Source organism: Sedimenticola hydrogenitrophicus, from assembly GCF_025175675.1.
Lineage (GTDB): Bacteria > Pseudomonadota > Gammaproteobacteria > Chromatiales > Chromatiaceae > Sedimenticola > Sedimenticola hydrogenitrophicus.
The window spans coordinates 1-19,518 of record NZ_JANIOA010000022.1 but is presented as its reverse complement, the minus strand read 5'-3'; the positions used below and the strand labels follow the sequence as shown (position 1 = coordinate 19,518).

Annotated in this window: 15 protein-coding genes; 11 read left to right on the top strand and 4 right to left on the bottom strand. The window is 62.6% G+C overall.

From position 1 onward, the window contains the following. The first annotated feature begins 21 nt into the window (after positions 1-21). The 9 genes from tldD (at position 22) to yihA (ending at position 8,864) form a co-directional block, all read left to right on the top strand. Positions 22-1,464, top strand: a complete 1,443-nt coding sequence (gene tldD, locus NPX02_RS12845) for a metalloprotease TldD (protein WP_260294040.1) — start codon at positions 22-24, stop codon at positions 1,462-1,464. Positions 1,465-1,510: 46 nt separating this feature from the next. Continuing rightward, positions 1,511-2,851 carry a metalloprotease PmbA gene (pmbA, locus tag NPX02_RS12840; protein ID WP_260294037.1) on the top strand — a complete coding sequence of 447 codons (1,341 nt, stop codon included), beginning with the start codon at positions 1,511-1,513 and terminating at the stop codon, positions 2,849-2,851. Positions 2,852-3,476: 625 nt separating this feature from the next. Then, positions 3,477-3,821: a hypothetical protein gene (locus NPX02_RS12835; RefSeq protein WP_260294036.1), complete on the top strand. Its 345-nt coding sequence runs from the start codon at positions 3,477-3,479 to the stop codon at positions 3,819-3,821. A gap of 246 nt (positions 3,822-4,067) precedes the next feature. Beyond that, on the top strand, positions 4,068-5,324 hold the full coding sequence (locus NPX02_RS12830; protein ID WP_260294034.1) for a 6-phosphofructokinase: 1,257 nt from the start codon (positions 4,068-4,070) through the stop codon (positions 5,322-5,324). A gap of 395 nt (positions 5,325-5,719) precedes the next feature. Continuing rightward, positions 5,720-6,268 carry an inorganic diphosphatase gene (gene ppa / locus NPX02_RS12825; protein ID WP_260294032.1) on the top strand — a complete coding sequence of 183 codons (549 nt, stop codon included), beginning with the start codon at positions 5,720-5,722 and terminating at the stop codon, positions 6,266-6,268. 172 nt (positions 6,269-6,440) lie between these two features. Then, on the top strand, positions 6,441-6,974 hold the full coding sequence (locus tag NPX02_RS12820) for a metallophosphoesterase family protein (protein WP_260294029.1): 534 nt from the start codon (positions 6,441-6,443) through the stop codon (positions 6,972-6,974). Further along, positions 6,971-7,453, top strand: a complete 483-nt coding sequence (moaC, locus tag NPX02_RS12815) for a cyclic pyranopterin monophosphate synthase MoaC (protein WP_260294026.1) — start codon at positions 6,971-6,973, stop codon at positions 7,451-7,453. Before NPX02_RS12820 ends, moaC begins: the two co-directional genes overlap by 4 nt. A gap of 139 nt (positions 7,454-7,592) precedes the next feature. Next, complete coding sequence (locus tag NPX02_RS12810) at positions 7,593-8,057, top strand: bacteriohemerythrin (protein ID WP_260294020.1); 465 nt, start codon at positions 7,593-7,595, stop codon at positions 8,055-8,057. Positions 8,058-8,237: 180 nt separating this feature from the next. After that, positions 8,238-8,864 (top strand): ribosome biogenesis GTP-binding protein YihA/YsxC, encoded by a 627-nt coding sequence (gene yihA, locus NPX02_RS12805; protein ID WP_260294017.1) that lies wholly within the window; start codon positions 8,238-8,240, stop codon positions 8,862-8,864. A gap of 508 nt (positions 8,865-9,372) precedes the next feature. On the opposite strand, the gene polA is transcribed toward yihA, so the two are convergent. After that, positions 9,373-12,105 (bottom strand): DNA polymerase I, encoded by a 2,733-nt coding sequence (gene polA / locus NPX02_RS12800; RefSeq protein WP_260294015.1) that lies wholly within the window; start codon positions 12,103-12,105, stop codon positions 9,373-9,375. A 256-nt stretch (positions 12,106-12,361) separates the two neighbouring features. On the opposite strand from polA, the gene NPX02_RS12795 reads away from it, so the two are divergent. Continuing rightward, positions 12,362-13,033 carry a haloacid dehalogenase type II gene (locus NPX02_RS12795; protein ID WP_260294014.1) on the top strand — a complete coding sequence of 224 codons (672 nt, stop codon included), beginning with the start codon at positions 12,362-12,364 and terminating at the stop codon, positions 13,031-13,033. A 20-nt stretch (positions 13,034-13,053) separates the two neighbouring features. Next, positions 13,054-15,702 (top strand): bifunctional diguanylate cyclase/phosphodiesterase, encoded by a 2,649-nt coding sequence (locus NPX02_RS12790; protein ID WP_260294013.1) that lies wholly within the window; start codon positions 13,054-13,056, stop codon positions 15,700-15,702. A 112-nt stretch (positions 15,703-15,814) separates the two neighbouring features. Here NPX02_RS12790 and speA read toward each other — a convergent pair whose 3' ends face one another. The 3 genes from speA to NPX02_RS12775 form a co-directional block, all read right to left on the bottom strand. Beyond that, a complete protein-coding gene (gene speA / locus NPX02_RS12785) occupies positions 15,815-17,692 on the bottom strand; it encodes a biosynthetic arginine decarboxylase (protein WP_260294012.1) in 1,878 nt (625 codons plus the stop codon). A 121-nt stretch (positions 17,693-17,813) separates the two neighbouring features. Beyond that, complete coding sequence (locus tag NPX02_RS12780) at positions 17,814-18,290, bottom strand: DUF4124 domain-containing protein (RefSeq protein ID WP_260294011.1); 477 nt, start codon at positions 18,288-18,290, stop codon at positions 17,814-17,816. A 176-nt stretch (positions 18,291-18,466) separates the two neighbouring features. Continuing rightward, positions 18,467-19,138 carry a GGDEF domain-containing protein gene (locus NPX02_RS12775; protein ID WP_260294010.1) on the bottom strand — a complete coding sequence of 224 codons (672 nt, stop codon included), beginning with the start codon at positions 19,136-19,138 and terminating at the stop codon, positions 18,467-18,469. Between the last annotated feature and the right edge of the window lie 380 nt (positions 19,139-19,518).

Here is a 19,518-nt window from a genome sequence, read left to right as displayed (position 1 = left end):
AGGATTCAGCAAATAATCAGCATGCCAAACGCCATTGAAATCGCACATAACACCCTCCTCGCACCCGCCTCACTGAGCGACAGTGACCTCGATCGGGTGATGGATCAACTGCTCACTTCACAGATCGACGCCGCCGATATCTATTTCCAGGCCAGCCGCCTGGAGTCCTGGGTACTGGAGGACGGCATCATCCGCGACGGCAACTACAACATCGAACAGGGCGTCGGCGTCCGCGCCATCAGCGGCGAGAAGACCGGCTTTGCCTACACCGACGAGATTGCCCTGCCGAGCCTGCTCGAGGCCGGCCGCACCGCCCGGGCGATCGCCCGCGCCGGCAGCCAGGGCAATACCCGGCTCAGCCGTACCGCCCCCACCCAGCAGTTCTACGCCCCGCTCAATCCGCTGGAGAGCATGACCGAGGAGGAGAAGATCGGCCTGCTGCGCAAGCTGGACGCCGAGGCACGGCGCCAGGACCCGCGGGTACAGCAGGTGATCGCCAGCCTGGTGGCGGCCCACGACGTGGTCCTGGTGGCCGCCAGTGACGGCACCCTGTGCGGCGATGTCAGGCCGCTGGTGCGCTGCAATGTGCATGTCATTGTCGAGGCCGACGGCCGCCGGGAGCAGGGCTCCAGCGGCGGCGGCGCCCGCGAGAGTTTCCAGTTCTTTGTCGACGAGGAGCGCGCCCTGGGCTACGCCCGGGAGGCGGTACGCCAGGCGCTGGTCAACCTGGAGGCGGAAGACGCGCCGGCCGGCAGCATGACCGTGGTCCTCGGTTCGGGCTGGCCGGGCATCCTGCTGCACGAGGCGATCGGCCACGGCCTGGAGGGGGACTTCAACCGCAAGGGCACCTCCGCCTTCTCCGGCCGGATCGGCGAGAAGGTGGCCGCGGACGGCTGCACGGTGGTGGATGACGGCACCCTGCCGGGACGCCGCGGCTCGCTCAACATGGATGACGAGGGTACCCCCTCGCAATGCACCGTGCTGATCGAGGACGGCCGGCTCAAAGGCTACATGCAGGACAAGCACAACGCCCACCTGATGGGCGGCCACTCCACCGGCAACGGCCGGCGCGAGTCCTACGCCCACCTGCCCATGCCGCGCATGACCAACACCTACATGCTACCCGGCCAGCATGATCCGGGAGAGATCATCGCCTCGGTCAAACGGGGCCTGTACGCGGTCAATTTCGGTGGCGGCCAGGTGGATATCACCTCGGGCAAGTTCGTCTTCTCCGCCAGCGAGGCCTACCTGATCGAGAACGGCAAGGTGACCCGCCCGGTGCGCGGCGCCACCCTGATCGGCAGCGGCCCGGAGGTCCTCACCCGGGTCAGCATGATCGGTAACGATCTGGAGCTGGATGCCGGGGTCGGCACCTGCGGCAAGGACGGCCAGAGCGTCCCCGTCGGGGTCGGCCAGCCCACCCTGAAGATCGACAACCTCACCGTCGGCGGCACCAGTGCCTGAAGCCACGCCAGAATCCACACCAGCACCCTTGCAGCGAGACAGATCCATGAGTGAACAGCAGTTATCAGCACGTCAGGCACAACTTGAACAGATGGTCCACGACCTGCTGAAGGAGGCCCGACAGCAGGGGGCCAGCGCCGCCGAGGCAGCCGTCTCCAACGACAGCGGCCTCTCCATCAACGTACGCAAGGGCGAAGTGGAGACCATCGAGCACACCCGCGACCAGGGACTGGGGATCACCGTCTACTTCGGCCAGCGCAAGGGCACCGCCAGCACCTCCGACTTCAAGCCGGAGGCGATCCGCGACACGGTCCGCGCCGCCTGCAATATCGCCCGTTTCACCAATGACGACCCCTGCAGCGGGCTGGCCGATGCCGATCGCATGGCCACCGAGACCCCCGATCTCGACCTCTATCACCCCTGGGATATCACCCCGGAGGAGGCGATCGAGCTGGGGCGGCGCTGCGAAAGCGCCGCGCTGGAGCTGGATTCCCGCATCAGCAACACCGAAGGGGCCAGCGTCAACAGCCACGGCGGCCTGCATGTCTACGGCAACAGTCACGGCTTCGTCGGCGGCTACCCCAGCAGCCGCCACAGCCTCAGCTGCTCGGTGATCGGCCAGCAAAACGGCAGCATGCAACGGGACTACTGGTATACCGTCAGCCGCGATGCCGGCCAGCTGGAGTCGGAGTTCGAGGTGGGCCGAAAGGCCGGCGAGCGCACCCTGGCACGCCTCGGCGCACGCAAACTCGGCACCCGCCAGGCGCCGATCATCTTTCGCGCGGACATCGCCGGCAGCCTGCTGCGCAGCCTGATCAGCGCCATCAGCGGTTCCAGCCTTTACCGCAAGGCCAGTTTCCTGCTCGACCAACTGGGCCAGCCGATCTTTCCCGCGCACGTCCAGATCCAGGAGCATCCACGCATTCCAGGCGGCCTGGGCAGCGCCGCTTTCGACAGCGAAGGGGTCGCCACCTATGACAAGCGGATCATCCAGGACGGCGTCTTGCAGACCTACCTGCTGAGCAGCTATTCGGCACGCAAACTGGGGTTGCAGAGCACCGCCAATGCCGGTGGCGTACACAATCTCAGCATCACCCCGGGCGAACACGACCTGGACGGGATGCTGCGGGAGATGGGCAGCGGACTGCTGGTGACGGAGATGATGGGCCACGGCGTCAACATGGTGACCGGGGACTACTCGCGGGGAGCGGCCGGCTTCTGGGTGGAGCAGGGCGAAATCCAGTTCCCGGTGGAGGAGATCACCATCGCCGGCAACCTGAAGCAGATGTTCGCCCAACTGCAGGCGGTCGGCCGAGACGAAGAGCGGCGCAGCAGCATCCGCACCGGTTCGCTACTGATCGAGCAGATGACCATCGCCGGCGAGTGAACTCGGGCGGGTGGGAAATTCCGGGGCTGAAAAAAGAAACGGGACCATCAGGTCCCAATTCACACTCCTCCAGGCTTATATGCAGATACGTCCAGGACGTTCTAGTTTTTCTTTGCCTGTTTTTATCAGACCGGCCACTCTATTTGGTGTAACGGCGGCTTGAGTCTGTACGGCGCCTTACGGCACTGGCCCCACGGGGCCGATCCCCCTCCTCACTATCTCAATTGGGCGAAACATAACCCGCACCCAACCTTTTTTCAACCGCTAATACATTGATATTAAAATGAATTAGCTTTTTCCATGCCGGCATCCAACTTTTCCATTGGCCGGGGTGCAAAGTGTCCGCTACAGTAAACGGATCATTCCTACCAAGTCAATAACAATTTTAAGATCCAGGAGTCTGTCGGGCTTGACCGATCGTAGCGAGGGAAAGCCGGCTTGGGCCAGATTTTTTGACCTTTCGAGGCCAATAGTGGACCTATTAAACGAGAAAGATCGGAAAATATGGCCAAGCCCGGCTTTTCCACAGTAGATCAACGTCAAGTCCGACAGGCTCCTAGGCAAGGATACTCTGGATAGGTTATCCTTATGTATCGCCAATTAGACATAAGGCAATCGCATAGTTATGCAAACCATTCCTGATATCACGGACAACGAAACCTGGATCATCCGCACCACCCTGCACGAGCGCTACAATCAGGAGGTAGAGTTGCAGTTGGCCGATTCCGAGATCCGCCTGCGCCCCTCCGACCGGGAACTAAGCGCCTGTCCGGTATGGTACTGGCAGTGGGACGGCTGCCATTTCGTCATTTTCAAGACCGGTGACAAGCATTACCGCTGCCAGTTTTTCTACAAGCCCTATCGCCAATACGGCACCGGGGTCTACGAGTATACCGATATTGCCGAGTGCGTGGTTTCGCTGCTGCAGGCCCAGGCCGATTTCGAGGCGAAGGAGCGCGGCGACATCTAACCAAGGAGCTCATCTCGCAAAGACGCAAAGCACGCCAAGGTTTCTGATAAATCGATGCCCCTTATGCAGACTACATGCACCACCTTATCCGGTCGACAACGGTTAGGTGTGGTATCAGCCCCGGTTTTCTTTGCGCGCTTGGCGTCTTGGCGGAGAGCTTGATCAAGACATCGCGCTGGAAGCCTGCTGCGGCCAGCTGACCGACAAGAAATCATTACTAAAACCTACTGAGAGGAAGATGAAAGCATGACCAAGAAAAACGCTTTCTATGCACAATCGGGCGGCGTGACCGCCGTTATCAACAGCTCGGCCTGCGGGGTGATCGAGACCGCCCGCAAGCATGCCGACCGGATCGGCACCGTCTATGCCGGGCGCAACGGCATCATCGGCGCCCTGACCGAAGAGCTGATCGACACCGCACTGGAGTCCGACGAGGCGATCGCCGCGCTGCGCAGCACCCCCTCCGGCGCCTTCGGTTCCTGCCGCTTTAAGCTGAAAAGCCTGGAGGAGAACCGGCGCGAATATGAGCGGCTGATCGAGGTGTTCAAGGCCCACAACATCGGCTATTTCTTCTATAACGGCGGCGGCGACTCGGCCGATACCTGCTACAAGGTCTCCCAACTGTCGGAGAAGATGGGCTACCCGGTCCAGGCCATCCACGTTCCCAAGACCGTGGACAACGACCTGCCGATCACCGACAACTGCCCCGGCTTCGGCTCGGTGGCCAAGTACATCGCCGTCTCCACCCTGGAGGCGAGCTTTGACGTGCGCTCCATGGCCGCCACCTCCACCAAGATCTTCGTCATCGAGGTGATGGGGCGGCACGCCGGCTGGATCGCCGCCGCCGGCGCCCTGGTGGAGGACTACGGCATTCCGGTCATCACCCTGTTCCCCGAGGTGGAGTTCGATCAGGAGAAATTCCTGGCCGCGGTGGACGCCAAGGTCAAGGAGTACGGCTACTGCTCCATCGTGGTCTCCGAGGGCTGCCACTGGCCGGACGGTAAATTCCTCGCCGAACAGGGCACCCGGGACTCCTTCGGCCATGCCCAACTGGGCGGTGCGGCGCCGGTGGTGGCCAATATCATCAAGGACGCCCTGGGCTACAAGTATCACTGGGCGGTGGCCGACTATCTGCAGCGGGCCGCCCGCCACCTGGCCTCCGCTTCCGACGTGGAGCAGGCCTATGCCCTGGGCGTGGCCGCCGTTGAGAAGGCCCTGGAGGGCAAGAACTCCATCATGCCGACCGTGGTGCGGGACTCCTCCACACCCTACAGATGGCACATCGGCGAGGCCCCGCTGAGCGAGGTAGCCAATGTGGAGAAGATGATGCCGATGGAGTTCATTACCGAAGATGGTTACGGCATTACCGACCAGTGCAAGGAGTATCTCTACCCGCTGATCAAGGGCGAATCCTATCCGCAGTATGACGACAACGGCATGCCCCGCTACGTGACCCTGAAAAGCGGTATTGTGGAGAAGAAGCTGCCCGGCTTCGAACTCTGAGCGCAACTACTCACGGGGTGATTGGCCTGCCTTGTTGGCCGATCTTGATGGCGCCTCGAATCCGGCCCCTTTTTCAGATTCAAGCCTGCCCTTGTTTGAGCGAAGCGAGTTTTGTCCAGGGAAGGCCAGGGATGGCCGGGAGCGGCTTGGGCAGGCGCTGAAAATGGGGCCGGATTCGAGGAGACAAGCCATCACGTAAGGCCGGCAAGGCAGGTCAATCACCCCGAGATAGCCGGGGTCGGAGCCGGAACGGCCCGAGAAACAGCGCCATCAGGGCCATATCCATTAAACAACTTATGGGAATATCACCTAGAATTATAAGATCTTTTGAAAAAAAACCTTAGGTCAGGTCTAATAGCCGGCTCATTTTCAAACTTTTAGTACGGCGAGAACCCATGAATCTGGATAGAGTTAGTTCGGGTAGTGATGTACCCAACGAGATCAATGTCATCATCGAAATCCCCGCCCAGTCCGATCCAGTCAAGTATGAGCTGGACAAGGAGACCGGGGCCATGTTTGTGGACCGTTTCATGTCCACCTCGATGCGTTATCCGTGCAACTACGGCTACGTCCCCCACACCCTCTCCGCCGATGGCGATCCGGTCGATGTACTGGTGGTGACCCGCTACCCGCTGATCCCGGGCTCGGTGATCAAGTGCCGCCCGATCGGCGTGCTGAAGATGGCTGATGAGGCCGGCGACGACGCCAAGATCCTGGCGGTGCCCATCGACAAGCTCTCCAAGCGCTATCGCAAGGTGGAGAGCTTCCGTGACATCAGTGAAGACACCCTGAACCAGGTCGCCCACTTCTTCGAGCATTACAAGGATCTCGAAGAGGGTAAATGGGTGCGGGTGCAGGGCTGGGGCGGCGTTGACGAGGCCAAAAAAGAGATTCAAGATAGCATTGCGATGTTTAACGACGCACCGGAAAAACCAAACTTCTAACCCCTCGCAGGATAGGAACGACATCATTGGATGGTGACCGGACGCCGCCCCTGGGGGCGGCGTCACCGCGCCAGGGATGGCGCTCCGCCGGGAACCCTATGAAAAATTTTCAGGATAGACAATTTTCACGGCCGAAGGCCGCCCGTCAGGGTGTGGTACAGGGATGTACCGCATGAAAATCTGTATTCTGTCCGACAGCCACGACCATATACCCCTGCTCAATTACGCCGTCGCCGAAGCCCGCAGCCGCGGCGCCGAGGCCGTCGTCCACTGTGGCGACGTGGTGGCCCCCAGCACCCTGAAATGCCTGAAAACGCACCATCTGCCAACCCATGTGATCCACGGCAACAACACCGGCGACCTGTTCACCCTGGGGCAGATGGCGAATGACCCGGAAAACATCATCCGCTACTACGGGATGGACGCCGCCCTCGAACTGGGCGGAAAAAAGATCTTCCTGGTCCACTACCCTCACTATGCCCGGGCCATGGCCGCCACCGGCGACTGGGATCTGGTCTGTTGCGGCCACAGCCACAAGGTCCAGCTGCAGGAGATCCCCAATATCCGCGGCGGCGTCACCCTGCTGGTCAATCCCGGCACCGTCGGCGGCGTAGGCGGCTCCCCGGCTACCTATATCATGGCCGATCTTGCTACCATGAGCTTTGAATTCCACGAGATCCCGAAGAGCATCGAGCACCAATCATGAACGAGCTGACCCATTTCAATCAGTCCGGCGAGGCCCACATGGTGGATGTGGGCAACAAGCAGGAGACCCAGCGCACCGCCGTCACCGAGGGCCGCATCTTCATGCGCCCGGAGACCCTTGAGCTGATCCGGCGAGGGGATCACAAAAAAGGCGACGTACTCGGCATTGCCCGGGTGGCCGGGATCATGGCGGCGAAAAAGACCGCCGACCTGGTGCCGCTGTGTCACCCCCTGGCGCTCACCCATGTCAATATCGACCTCACTGCGGAGCCGGACCAGTCCGCCGTCCACTGCGTGGCCACCGTCAAGACCCGGGGGCAGACCGGGGTGGAGATGGAGGCGCTGTGCGCCACCCAGGTAGCCCTGCTCACCATCTACGACATGTGCAAGGCGGTCGACCGGGGCATGTCCATCGAGCAGGTGCGCCTGCTGGAGAAGGCCGGCGGCAAATCGGGCCACTGGAAACGGACGCCCGAATAATATCGGTTATTTGCCTGACATTTATCAATTAAATACCCTTATAAGACTTCCTCAGGTCACCGATAAGCTCTAGTATCCGCGCATTAATTAAGGGTATAGGCCTAGCGCCAAAGTCCCCCTTTTTTCCTGGGAGCGCACGATGAAAAAATTCATAACCTGGACAGACGAGCTGAGTGTCGGCATCGAGGAGATCGACGAGCAGCACAAGGTGCTGGTCGGGATGATCAACCGGATGCATGAGGCGATCTCGCAACGCCACGGCAGCGCCGTGGTGGAGGGCATCCTGGGGGAACTGGCCGAATACACCCGCATCCATTTTGCGGTGGAAGAGAGCCTGATGCGCATCCTCAATTTTCCTGGTTACGAGGAACATCACGACCTGCATGAGGAGTTGACCCAGCAGATCGTCGAGCTGCAGAAAAAGATTGCCGAGGGCAAGCACGCCATCGGTTTCGAGTTGATGCACTTCCTCAAGGTGTGGCTCTCCAAGCACATCATGGAGGAGGATATGCAATACAGCGGCTTCTTCCTCGCCGCCGGCGCCAATCCGCAACTTGGCAAACGCTCCTGGGTGAAGCGGCTCTGGTCCAGCATTAGCGGCTAGCCGGTAAGTGCCCGAACGCGGAGCAGGGGTCGCGGACGGATTAACTGGAATCGGGTGTCCAGCCTGATTCCAGTTGTTGGTTCGGGGAGAACCAGGCATGTCCCGAACAAAATACCCCGACTATAGCGGCAGGGCGATATTTGGGGTATGTTCGCAGGCTTTCGCCAGCAGACGACCGTAATGAACCGCTTTTACCATCAGGCAAAATTCCTCACCAGCGCCGCCAAGCTCGAGCAGTCACCACCCGATACCGGGGCGGAGGTCGCCTTTGCCGGCCGCTCCAACGCCGGCAAATCCAGCGCCATCAACGCCCTGTGCCAGCAGAAGAGCCTCGCCCGGACCAGCAAAACCCCGGGGCGCACCCAGCTGCTCAATTTTTTCGCCCTGGACGAGGCGCACCGGCTGGTGGATCTGCCCGGCTACGGCTACGCCAAGGTGGCGGAAAAGATCAAACTGCAGTGGCAGGCGGAGCTGGCCGCCTACCTGGAGCAGCGCACATCCCTGCGCGGGGTGATCCTGCTGGCGGACGTGCGCCACCCGCTCAAGGAGTTCGACCTGCAGATGCTGGAGTGGAGCGGCAACATCCAGCTGCCGGTGCACATCCTGCTTACCAAGGCGGACAAGCTGAAGCGCGGTGCGGCGGCGAAAAGCCTGCTGCAGGTGAAGAAAGCCCTGAAGGAGATCAATGGCATCCACTCCGCACAGCTCTTCTCCGCCCTGAAACACCAGGGGATCGACCAAGCCCACGCGGTGCTGGACAAGTGGCTAGGGCTGGATACGACGTCTGATTCATTGGAGCAGCCATAGCGCCGGCCGTGCCCGCCGGCGGCGCCCACGGGGCGCCCTATGGCTGAGAAAGCACCACGGATGGACACGGATACACACGGATTTTGGATAGGGAAGCTGTCCAACAGGCAGTTGGCCGTACGAGTGGGCAGACATGTGCCCGGCTGGAGGGTGAACCCATCTGTGTCCATCCGTGTGGATCCGTGGTTCGCTTAGGGGCGGTCGCGCTGTTCCCGAGTTACCTCGGCAGCACCGTTTGGGCGGGCCGTGCCCGCCGCCAAATCGGCGCCAACATCCACGGCGCCCCCGGGGAGTTGCCCCTACCTCACCCATGGCCTTCGCGGCATAAGCCTTTCCTGGGCAAAAAAAAGACCCTGCCACCCAAGGGGAGTCAAGGTGTGCAGGGTCCTAGATCCCGACATGGGGTCGTCGGGGACAGGTCACTTGGGGAGAAGTGACCGCGCCAGCTGGCGCTACTTAATGAGATAGCAGAAATCTGGAATAGTTCAATGCCGAGCATTTTACTGGGTCAATGCGCCTCGTCCCAGTTGTCGCCGATCCCGACGTCCACCAGCAGCGGCACCGCCAGGCTGGCGGCCGACTCCATGAAGCCGCGAATCTGCTCGCAGACCGGCTCCAGCTGCGCCTCGGCAACCTCGAACACCAACTCATCGTGCACCTGCATGATCATCTTCACCGGTGGGCGTTCCGCCTCGATCCAGCCGTCGACCGCCAGCATGGCGCGTTTGATGATATCCGAGGCGGTACCCTGCATCGGCGCGTTGATGGCGGTCCGCTCGGCCGCCGCCTGGCGCATCTTGTTGCGCGCATTGATCTCCGGCAGGTGCAGCCGGCGGCCGAACACGGTCTCCACGAAGCCCTGGGCGTGGGCCTCCTGGCGCATCCGCTCCATGTAGGCGCGCACCCCGGGGTAGCGGTCGAAATAGAGATCCACGTACTGCTGGGCGGCCGCCCGCTCGATCCCCAGCTGGCGGGCCAGGCCAAAGGCTGACATGCCGTAGATCAGGCCGAAATTGATCGCCTTGGCGGAACGCCGCTGATCCGCCGTCACCTGATCCGCCCCGCCGGTATCGAACACCTCCGCCGCGGTTGCGCGGTGGATATCCACCCCGGCGGCAAACGCCTGGAGCAGCCCCGCATCCGCGGAGAGATGGGCCATGATGCGCAGCTCGATCTGCGAGTAGTCGGCCGCCACGATGCGGTAGCCCGAATCGGCGATGAAAGCCTGACGGATCCGCCGCCCCTCCTGACTGCGCACCGGAATGTTCTGCAGATTGGGGTCGGATGAGCTGAGACGGCCGGTGGCGGCCACCGCCTGGTGGTAGGAGGTGTGCACCCGCCCGGTCTGCGGATTGACCATCTGCGGCAGCTTGTCGGTGTAGGTGGACTTGAGCTTGGCGCAGGCCCGGTGTTCCAGGATCAGTGCCGGCAGCTCATAGCCCTGGTCGGCCAGCTCCTGCAGCACCGACTCGGCGGTGGAGGGGGCGCCCTTCGGGGTCTTGGCCACCACCGGCAGCTCCAGCTCCTCAAAGAAGATTTGGCCGATCTGCTTGGGCGAGCTCATATTGAAGCTGCGCCCGGCCACGCCGTAGGCCTGTTGCTCCAGCTCGTGCATGCGCCCGGCCAGTTCATGGCTCTGGCGGCGCAGCAGGGCGGCATCGATGCGCACCCCGCGGCGCTCCATGCGCGACAGCACCGGCACCAGCGGCACCTCCAGCTCCTGCAGCAGACCGGCCAGCTGGCCGGTGTTCTGCAAGGCGGGCCACAGCGTCTGGTGCAGGCGCAGGGTGACGTCGGCATCCTCCGCCGCATAGGGGGTCGCCTGCTCCAGCGGTACCTGGTCGAAGCGCAACTGCTTGCTGCCCTTGCCCGCCACCTCCTCGTAGGTGATGGTCTTGTGTCCCAGGTACTTTTCCGCCAGGGAGTCCATGTCGTGACGCGTGGCGGTGGAGTCCAGCACATAGGATTCCAGCATGGTGTCGTAGGCGATCCCCCGCATCTCGATCCCGTAGCGGGCCAGGACGCTCATGTCATATTTCAGGTTCTGGCCGATCTTGCGGCACTCCGGGTCCTCCAGCAGCGGTTTCAGCTGCCCCAGTACCCACTCCCGCGCCAGCTGCTCCGGCGCCCCGGGATAACAGTGCGCGACCGGAACATAGGCCGCTTCGCCCGGGCGCAGGGCAAATGACACCCCAACCAGCTCCGCCTGCATGTAGTCCAGGCTGGTGGTCTCGGTATCGAAAGTAAACTCACCCGCCGCGCGCAACCGCTCCAGCCATGAGTTAAATGCGGTCTGGTCCAGCAGCAACTGGTAATCCACCTCATCCGGAGCGTCCGCCCTGTCTGGCGGCGCTACCGCCGCGCTGGCGACCAGCACCTCCCCGGACTCCCGTTCCAACGCCTCCAGCAACCGCCGTGCCTCGATCCGGCTGTACCACTGGTGCAGCACCGGCAGGTCGGGCCGGGTGGGTCGCAGGTCATCCGGGCCCTGCGCCAGCTCGATATCCAGCTTAATGGTAGTGAGGCGACGGGAGAGCTCCAGCTGCTCCAGGTGTCCGCGCAGATATTCCCCCACCTTGCCCTTGATCTCGGCGGCATGCTCCCGGATGCCCTCGACCGAGCCGTACTCGGCGAGCCACTTGACCGCCGTCTTCGGCCCGCACTTGGGGATCCCCGGGATGTTGTCGGAGGAGTCCCCCACCAGCGCCAGGTAGTCGATGATCTGCTCCGGCGTCACCCCGAACTTGTCGATCACCCCCTGCCGGTCCAGGCGGCTGTCGCTCATGGTGTTGATCAGGGTGACGTGGCCGTCCACCAGCTGCGCCAGGTCCTTGTCGCCGGTGGAGATCAGGGTGTGCATCCCGGCCCGGGATGCCTGGGTGGCGAGGGTGCCGATCACGTCGTCCGCCTCCACCCCCGGCACCATCAGCAGCGGCAGGCCCATCGCCTCGACGATGCGGTGCAGCGGCTCGATCTGCCCCCGCAGCTCCTCCGGCATGGCGGGACGGTTGGCCTTGTACTGGTCGTACATCTGGTTGCGGAAACTCCCCCCCGGAGCATCGAACACCACCGCCATGTGGCTGGGCCGGTACTCGCTGATCAGCTTGCGCAGCATATTCACCACGCCCACGATGGCACCCGTCGCCTCGCCGCGGGAGTTGGTCAGGGGCGGCAGTGCGTGGTAGGCGCGGAACAGGTAGGAGGAGCCATCCACCAGGATAAACGGGGTCTCTGAAGTCATTTTCGCTCTTTCATTTCGGGCAGGTGTACCGAAGGGGCAGGATACCCCATCAGGCCCCCGCCCCGATAGCCGAAGCCCCGATCCGCCACCCCATGGCACGGAAAAAACGCTGCCGGAGAGGCCACACCCTATACTTGGTTCATACTGGAAGTTACCCGCCCAACGCCGGAAAGTGGCGGATCAATCGCTGAAAATAAACACTTTTATCCACATCGGCCGTGTGTTAAATAGAGCTGAGGGTGGACAAGGAGACCGCATGCCACAGACCTTTGCCTTCGATATTTACGGAACCTTGATCGACACCGCCGGCGTCACCCGCAGCCTGGCCACCATGGTGGGCGATCAGGCCACGCTGTTTTCCAGCCGCTGGCGCGACAAACAGCTGGAATACTCGTTTCGCCGCGGCTTGATGCGGGATTATGTGGATTTTTCCGTCTGCACCCGGCAGGCGCTCGAGTTCACCTCGGCCCAGTTGAATCTGCCGATCAGCGACACGGCGGCACAGGCATTACTGGACGAATACCGGCGCCTGCCGGCGTTTGTGGACGTCCCCACGGCCCTGCAGCAGCTCAAATCCGCCGGCCATCGCCTCTACGCCTTCTCCAATGGCCTGCCGGATGACCTGGAGGCGCTGCTTGAAACGGCCGGCATCCGTCATGCCTTTGTCGATATTGTCAGCGTGCATGAGATCCGTACCTTCAAACCCGACCCGGCGGTTTACCGCCATTTCCTGACCCGGAGCGGCGCTACAGCCGACGGCTGCTGCCTGGTCTCCAGCAACCCGTTCGATCTGCTGGGCGGGAAGGCGATCGGCATGCGCACGGCCTGGATCAGGCGCAGCGACGCCAATCATTTCGACCCATGGGACAGGCGGCCGGACCTGACCTTCGCCTCGCTGAGCGAACTGCAGCAGGCGTTCAGCGAGTAACCATAACCAGGACCCCCGGCATGCAACGGATCGCCGACAGCAAGAACCAGGAAGTGCGCCACAACCTCCGCCTCCCGCCCTGGCTGGTCTACGGCCTGCTCTATTTCGCCACAGCACGGATCAGCCTGCTGTTCACCTCGCTGGAGGGCAACGTCTCACCGATCTGGTTTGCCGCGGGCATCGCCCTCGGCGGCCTGCTCATCCATGGTTATGGCGTGCTCCCCGGGATCCTGCTCGGCGCCCTGGCCACCACCCTGCTGGATGGCCAGGGTTGGCTGGCGAGCAGCGGGATGTCGCTCGGCATCCTGCTGGAAGCGGCCAGTGGCTACTGGCTGATGAGCCGCTTCTCCGATAGCCGCAAGATGCTCATCAGACCGGCGCACTTTGCCCGTTTCCTGCTCTTCTGCGTGGCCATAGCCCCGCTGTTCAGCGCCCTGATCGGCAATCTCATGCTGTGGAACGCCGGCACCCTCCCCACGGCCCTCCTCCCCGGCTCCATCGGCGTCTGGTGGGTGGGCGACTCGGTCGGGATCCTGCTCCTGACACCGCTGCTGATGACTTGGCGGGTCCCGCGCGCGGCGGGCCGGCAGCGATCTGTCGGCGAGTGGCTGCTCCTGGTTGTTGCCGCCATACTGGCCTGCTGGCTGCTGTTCGGCGGCTATATCCCGACCCACCTGCAACGTTATCCCATCACCTTTCTGCTGGCACCGTTGTTGGTCTGGTGCGTGCTGCGCTTCGACCTGCGCGACACCAGCCTGCTGATGCTGTTCGTGGCCGTGGCCGCCCTCATCGGCACCACCCTGGGACAGGGTCCGTTTGCCATGGGCGACGACCGCTTCACGGTGATCTTTCTGCAGCTCTACTTCGGCACGGTCTGCGCCACCGGACTGATCGGCAAGGTGATCCTGGATGAACGCCAGCTCAATCAGAATAAGCTGAAACTGGCCGCCAAGATCATCCGCCACTCCCCCGATGCCATCGTGGTAACCGACCGCAACGCGCGCATTGTCTCCGCCAATCCGGCCTTCATCCACAACACCGGTTATGCCATGGAGGAGCTGCGCGGCCGCCCCATCAGCCTAATCGAATCCGGTTATCACGACAGCCGCTTCTTCACCGACATGTGGAACCAGATCAATCAGAAGGGCGAGTGGACCGGGGAGATCTGGAACCGTGACAAACGCGGTACCATTCTGCCCGAATGGCTGCACATCGTCGCCCTGGACAATGAGGAGGGCAGGCCCGGCTGCTATATCGGCATCTACTCCAATGTCGCCCGCCAGCAGCAGGTGATGGACCGGATACATCGGCTGGCCTATTACGACATCCTGACCCAGTTGCCCAACCGCCAGCTGTTCAACGACCGGCTCGACCAGGCGCTGAAATATGCCGGGCGCAACAACCGGCTGCTCGCGCTGCTGTTCGTCGACCTGGATCGTTTCAAGAACATCAACGATACCCTGGGACACTCCACCGGTGACAAGGCGCTGGCCCTGGCCGCCCAACGCATGCAGGAGTGTGTCCGCCAGACCGACACCCTGGCGCGCCTGGGTGGCGATGAGTTCACCATCATCCTGCAGGATATCAACGAGGAATTCGACGCTGTGCTGGTAGCCGAGAAACTCCTGCATGTGTTCAAGGCCCCGATCCGGCTGGACAAGCATGAGCTCTACCTCACCCCCAGTATCGGTATCGCCCTGTTCCCGGACAACGGCAGCAGCGTGGATGACCTGATCAGATTCGCCGACACCGCCATGTACCGTGCCAAGGAGCAGGGAGGCAACAGCTACCAGCTGTTCGACTCCAACATGAGCGAACCCTTTCGCTGGAACCTTGAGGTGGAGACGGCACTCCGGCATGCGATCGAGAACAACGCCATCAAACTGCTGTATCAGCCCCAGTTTGACCTGCACACCGGCGCCATCATCGGACTTGAGGGGTTGGCCCGCTGGAACGACCCGACGCTGGGGGTGATCTCACCCGGCACCTTCATCCGGGTGGCAGAGACCACCGGCCTGATTCACCCGCTCGGCGAACAGGTGCTGAACCTCGCCACCCAACAGGCGATCCAGTGGGGGAAACAGGGGATCGGCGGACTGCGCATTGCCGTCAATGTTTCGACCGTGCAGTTGAAACACCAGGAGTTCTTTGACCGGGTCAAGGCGATTACCGAACGCTGCCGGGGCAGCGGCAACAGCATTGAACTGGAGATTACCGAGACCAGCCTGATGGAGAATGCCGAATTCATGGAGGAGGTACTGACCAGGCTCGCCCATGTCGGAGTGGCGGTGGCGGTGGATGACTTCGGCACCGGCTACTCGTCACTCAGCTACCTGAAACGGCTGCCGATCGATATGCTGAAGATCGATCAGTCATTCGTACGCGACCTGCCGGGCAACAGCAACGACACCGCTATCTGCCGGGCGATCATCGCCATGGCCCACAGCCTCAACCTGCGGGTGCTGGCCGAAGGGGTGGAGAGCGAGGAGCAGATGCAGTTTCTGCGCAAGGAGAACTGCGACGAGATGCAGGGCTTCCTCTACAGCAAGCCGATCTCCGCCGACGAGATCTCGGAAATGATCCGTCAGGGTTTCTGGCACACCAGCGCCACCCAGGAGAGGCGGCAACCGAGCCGGCCCCAGGACGCCGACAAGGCCCCCGCCAAATAAGGGTTTAACACACAGGTCACACAGGGGTCGGAGTCAAGTCGCGCACCAGCGGCGGGAATTTCCTCCTGGTCCGAGCGACTTGACTCCGACCCCTTCACCACGCAGCGGGGGACTACTCCTCGAAGTAGGTATAGCCGTGCAGACCCGCCTCCAGTTCGCTGAACAGGGACTCGCTCTCCTCCCCGCCCAGTCCCACCACGGCCATCTTCTCCCGGTACTTCTCCAGCATCACCTCGGGGGAGAAGTGGACATAACGCAGCAGCTCATCCACGGAATCACCGCGCTCCGGTTGGGTAAGACGGTAGCCGCCCTTTTCATCCAGCTCCAGGTTGACCGCATCGGTATCGCCGAACAGATTGTGCATGTCGCCGAGGATCTCCTGGTAGGCACCGACCAGGAAGATCCCCAGCAGGTAGGGCTCGCTGGGAATCAGGTGATGCACCGGCAGGGTACTCTCCACACCATCCTGGTCGACATAGTTCTCGATGCAGCCGTCCGAGTCGCAGGTCAGGTCATGCAGCACGGCGCTGCGCTTCGGCTCCTCGTTCAGGCGGTGCAGCGGCATCACCGGGAACACCTGGTCGATGGCCCAGACGTCCGGCAGCGACTGGAACAGAGAGAAGTTGCAGAACAGCCGGTCGGAGAGCTGCTCGCGCAGCTGATCCAGCAGCTCGCGGTGACGCCGCGAACTGCTGCTCAGGCGGGGCATCAGCTGGCTGCAGATGGTGTTGAATATCCCTTCCGCCAGGGCCCGCTGCTCCAGATTCAGCACCCCGCGCTCGAACATGTCGTGGGCCTCTTCCAGGCCGTGACGCGCCTCCTGGTAGAGTTCGGTGACCGAATAGTCATCCAGCCCCACCAGTTCGGCCAGGGAACAGAGCACCTCCGGGGCATCCTCCGGCAGCTGAATCCGCGTCAGGGTCTCCGGGGCCGGATCGCTGTCGATCACATTCACCATCAGCATGGCGTGATGGGCGGTCATGGCGCGCCCGGATTCGCTGAAGATCGTGGGATGGGGCAGCTCCTGCTCGTTGCAGATGCGGGCAATCGCCTTAACCACCTCGCGCGCATAACTCTCCATGCTGTAATTCATCGAGCAGTCGTGGCGCGAACTGGTGCCCTCGTAATCGACACCCAGTCCGCCGCCCACATCGACCACCTTGATCGCGGCACCCAGCCGGTGCAGTTCACCGAAGAAGCGCGCCACCTCGCCCATGCCGCGCCGGATGTCCCGCAGGTTGGGAATCTGCGAGCCAATATGGGAGTGCAGCAGCTGCAGCCGGTCCAACTTGCCGACCGAGTCGAGCCGCTTGACCAGCTTCAGTACCTGCATGGCAGTGAGGCCGAATTTCGATTTCTGCCCGCCCGAGTCCTGCCAGTAACCGGTACCGGACGAGGAGAGCCGCACCCGCACGCCCAACAGCGGTGCCACGCCCAGCTCATCGGCCGCCGCCAGCACCAGCTCCAGCTCGGAGAGTTTCTCGATCACGATATAGACCCGGTGCCCCAGCTTCAGCCCGATCAGGGCGAGGCGGATATACTCGCTGTCCTTGTAGCCGTTACACACGATCACCCCGCCCTGCGGGGCATGCGCCAGCACCGCCGACAGCTCCGGCTTGCTGCCCGCCTCCAGGCCGACACTCCCCAGCTCCTTGGCCAGCAGCTCTTCCACCACGCTGCGCTGCTGGTTCACCTTGATCGGGTAGATGGCCATGTAGCGCCCGGTAAAATCGAACTCCTCCATGGCGCTGCCGAACGAGCCGCACAGGGCCGACACCCGCTCATGCAGAATATCGGTAAAGCGCACCAGTACTGGCCACGACAGTCCCGTCTTCTTCACCTCATGGGCCAGGCGGTAGAGATCGATCTCCACATCGCCCTCGCGGATCGGCCGCGCGACCACGTGCCCCTGCTCGTTGATGCCGAAGAATCCGTCCCCCCAGCGGTGGATCCCATAGTCCTGGGGCACGATGTGTATCTTGTGTTTCATGGTAGGCTACATGGCGGCGGAAAGATGGGCGTATGATAACCGATCGGCCCGGATGATATAGAGCGATGATGTAGGGAATCAGGAAAAAATCTGGCCGGCCCGGCACGGGCCGACAGGCAACTCAGCCGCCCTGGCGGCACAGCCGCTTCACCTCGTCCCGCGTCTTCTGCAGGGAGACGCGGAACTCGGCGTCCGAGAGGTAGCGGCGCGTTCCATCCGGCTGCAGCTGATAGAGGCCGGAAGCGGACTCGTACTCCCGTACCCGGTTCTTCGCCTCGGCGCAGGCCAGCTTGCGCCGGGCCTCCTCGGCGGCCCGTTTTTCCCGTGCCCGACGCTTCTCCTCGCGCTCATCCCGGTAGGCGTCGAGCATCTTCTGGCGCAGCTCCCGGCGCTGCTCTTCGGTCACCGGCGCGGCATCCCGGCCGGGAGCCGGCGGCTGCCTGAGCTGCAGCTCCTCCGCGGGCCGGTCCGGCGGGGGGCGGTCACCGAACTGGGTGCGGCCGTCCGCGTCGACCCAGCGGTACACCGCCGCCTGGGCCGGATGCAGCCCGACCGCACCCCACAGGAGTGCCAGTATGCAGATAATTCGTCCCTTCATTTGAACCCCTCCGCTTAGGACCCGCGCAAGAATAATTCCGTAGTACCGAGGGCGTTCCTGGGCCACGCTGGCAAGGCACGCTTTGCAGGCAATGGCCGCTCCCTTGCCAAAAAGCGTAACGCCGCCAGCGGGGTCCAGGGGCGACCGAATACAGGAACTTATTCTTGCGCGGGTCCTTAATCCACCCCGTAGAGTGCGGCCTTCTCCTCGATACCCACCTGCCCCTTGGGTTTCATACTCTCCAGGTCGGGATGGGCGACCCGGTTGCGCCCCCGGGCCTTGGCCTCGTACAACAGGCAATCCACTTGTTTAACAAAGGCCTCGGCGGAAAAATGGCTGTTCCGCTGGAAGACGCTCACCCCCATGCTGGCGGTAACGAACAGGGGTTTCCCCTCCACCATCACCGGGGAGGCCTCAATTGCCGCGCGCAGCCGCTCGGCGGCATTGATTGCCCGGGGCAGCGGCGTCCCGGGCAGAATCAGCGCGAACTCCTCGCCGCCGTAGCGACACGGGATATCGATCTTGCGCAGCAGGGTGAGCATCTGTTCCGCCACATGACGCAGCACCTGGTTCCCCACTTCATGGCCCCACACATCATTGACCTCCTTGAACCGATCCAGATCGAGCATGATCAGCGCCGTGGGTTGACCGTTGCGATGGGTACGCTCCCGCTCCTGTTCCAGGGCCTGGGAAAAATGGCGGTAGTTGAACAGCCGGGTCAGCGGATCGGTAAGCACCAGCTCCGCAAGCTCCTCCAGCTCGCGGCGCAAGGCGTTCAGCGCGTCAATGTGTTCACAGCGGCGTTCGCCAACGGGACATTGCGGTTTTTTCGTGTCTCTGCCGTGCATGTGAACCATATGCTGAACCATCCGAGACACCGATTCTACGGATTAGACGATCAATTTGCAGCAGTTAAGCGTAGTCGGGCAGAAAATGCCGCGCCAGAGAGGTCGATCCATAGGGCGGGCCGTGCCCGCCGCCGGCGCCCACGGGGCGCCCTGTGGCTGGGGAAGTTCCACGAAAGGGCAGGGATACACACGGATTTTGGATAGGGAAGTTCCGCTACAGACGGTTGGCCGTACCACGGGGCATGCCTGTGCCCGGCTGGAGGGTTAACCTATCTGTGTCCATCGGTGTGGATCCGTGGTTCGGATAGGGGCGGGCGCCCTATAACGTGCCCCTCCGGTACACAACTCCCTGCGCGGCATAAGTCCATCCCTGGAATCGA

Excerpts from the sequence above, each read along its gene's own strand:
- tldD (WP_260294040.1), top strand. The coding sequence starts at position 22 with ATGCCAAACGCCATTGAAATCGCACATAACACCCTCCTCGCACCCGCC.
- pmbA (WP_260294037.1), top strand. The coding sequence starts at position 1,511 with ATGAGTGAACAGCAGTTATCAGCACGTCAGGCACAACTTGAACAGATG.
- NPX02_RS12835 (WP_260294036.1), top strand. The coding sequence starts at position 3,477 with ATGCAAACCATTCCTGATATCACGGACAACGAAACCTGGATCATCCGC.
- NPX02_RS12830 (WP_260294034.1), top strand. The coding sequence starts at position 4,068 with ATGACCAAGAAAAACGCTTTCTATGCACAATCGGGCGGCGTGACCGCC.
- ppa (WP_260294032.1), top strand. The coding sequence starts at position 5,720 with ATGAATCTGGATAGAGTTAGTTCGGGTAGTGATGTACCCAACGAGATC.
- NPX02_RS12820 (WP_260294029.1), top strand. The coding sequence starts at position 6,441 with ATGAAAATCTGTATTCTGTCCGACAGCCACGACCATATACCCCTGCTC.
- moaC (WP_260294026.1), top strand. The coding sequence starts at position 6,971 with ATGAACGAGCTGACCCATTTCAATCAGTCCGGCGAGGCCCACATGGTG.
- NPX02_RS12810 (WP_260294020.1), top strand. The coding sequence starts at position 7,593 with ATGAAAAAATTCATAACCTGGACAGACGAGCTGAGTGTCGGCATCGAG.
- yihA (WP_260294017.1), top strand. The coding sequence starts at position 8,238 with ATGAACCGCTTTTACCATCAGGCAAAATTCCTCACCAGCGCCGCCAAG.
- polA (WP_260294015.1), bottom strand. The coding sequence starts at position 12,105 with ATGACTTCAGAGACCCCGTTTATCCTGGTGGATGGCTCCTCCTACCTG.
- NPX02_RS12795 (WP_260294014.1), top strand. The coding sequence starts at position 12,362 with ATGCCACAGACCTTTGCCTTCGATATTTACGGAACCTTGATCGACACC.
- NPX02_RS12790 (WP_260294013.1), top strand. The coding sequence starts at position 13,054 with ATGCAACGGATCGCCGACAGCAAGAACCAGGAAGTGCGCCACAACCTC.
- speA (WP_260294012.1), bottom strand. The coding sequence starts at position 17,692 with ATGAAACACAAGATACACATCGTGCCCCAGGACTATGGGATCCACCGC.
- NPX02_RS12780 (WP_260294011.1), bottom strand. The coding sequence starts at position 18,290 with ATGAAGGGACGAATTATCTGCATACTGGCACTCCTGTGGGGTGCGGTC.
- NPX02_RS12775 (WP_260294010.1), bottom strand. The coding sequence starts at position 19,138 with ATGCACGGCAGAGACACGAAAAAACCGCAATGTCCCGTTGGCGAACGC.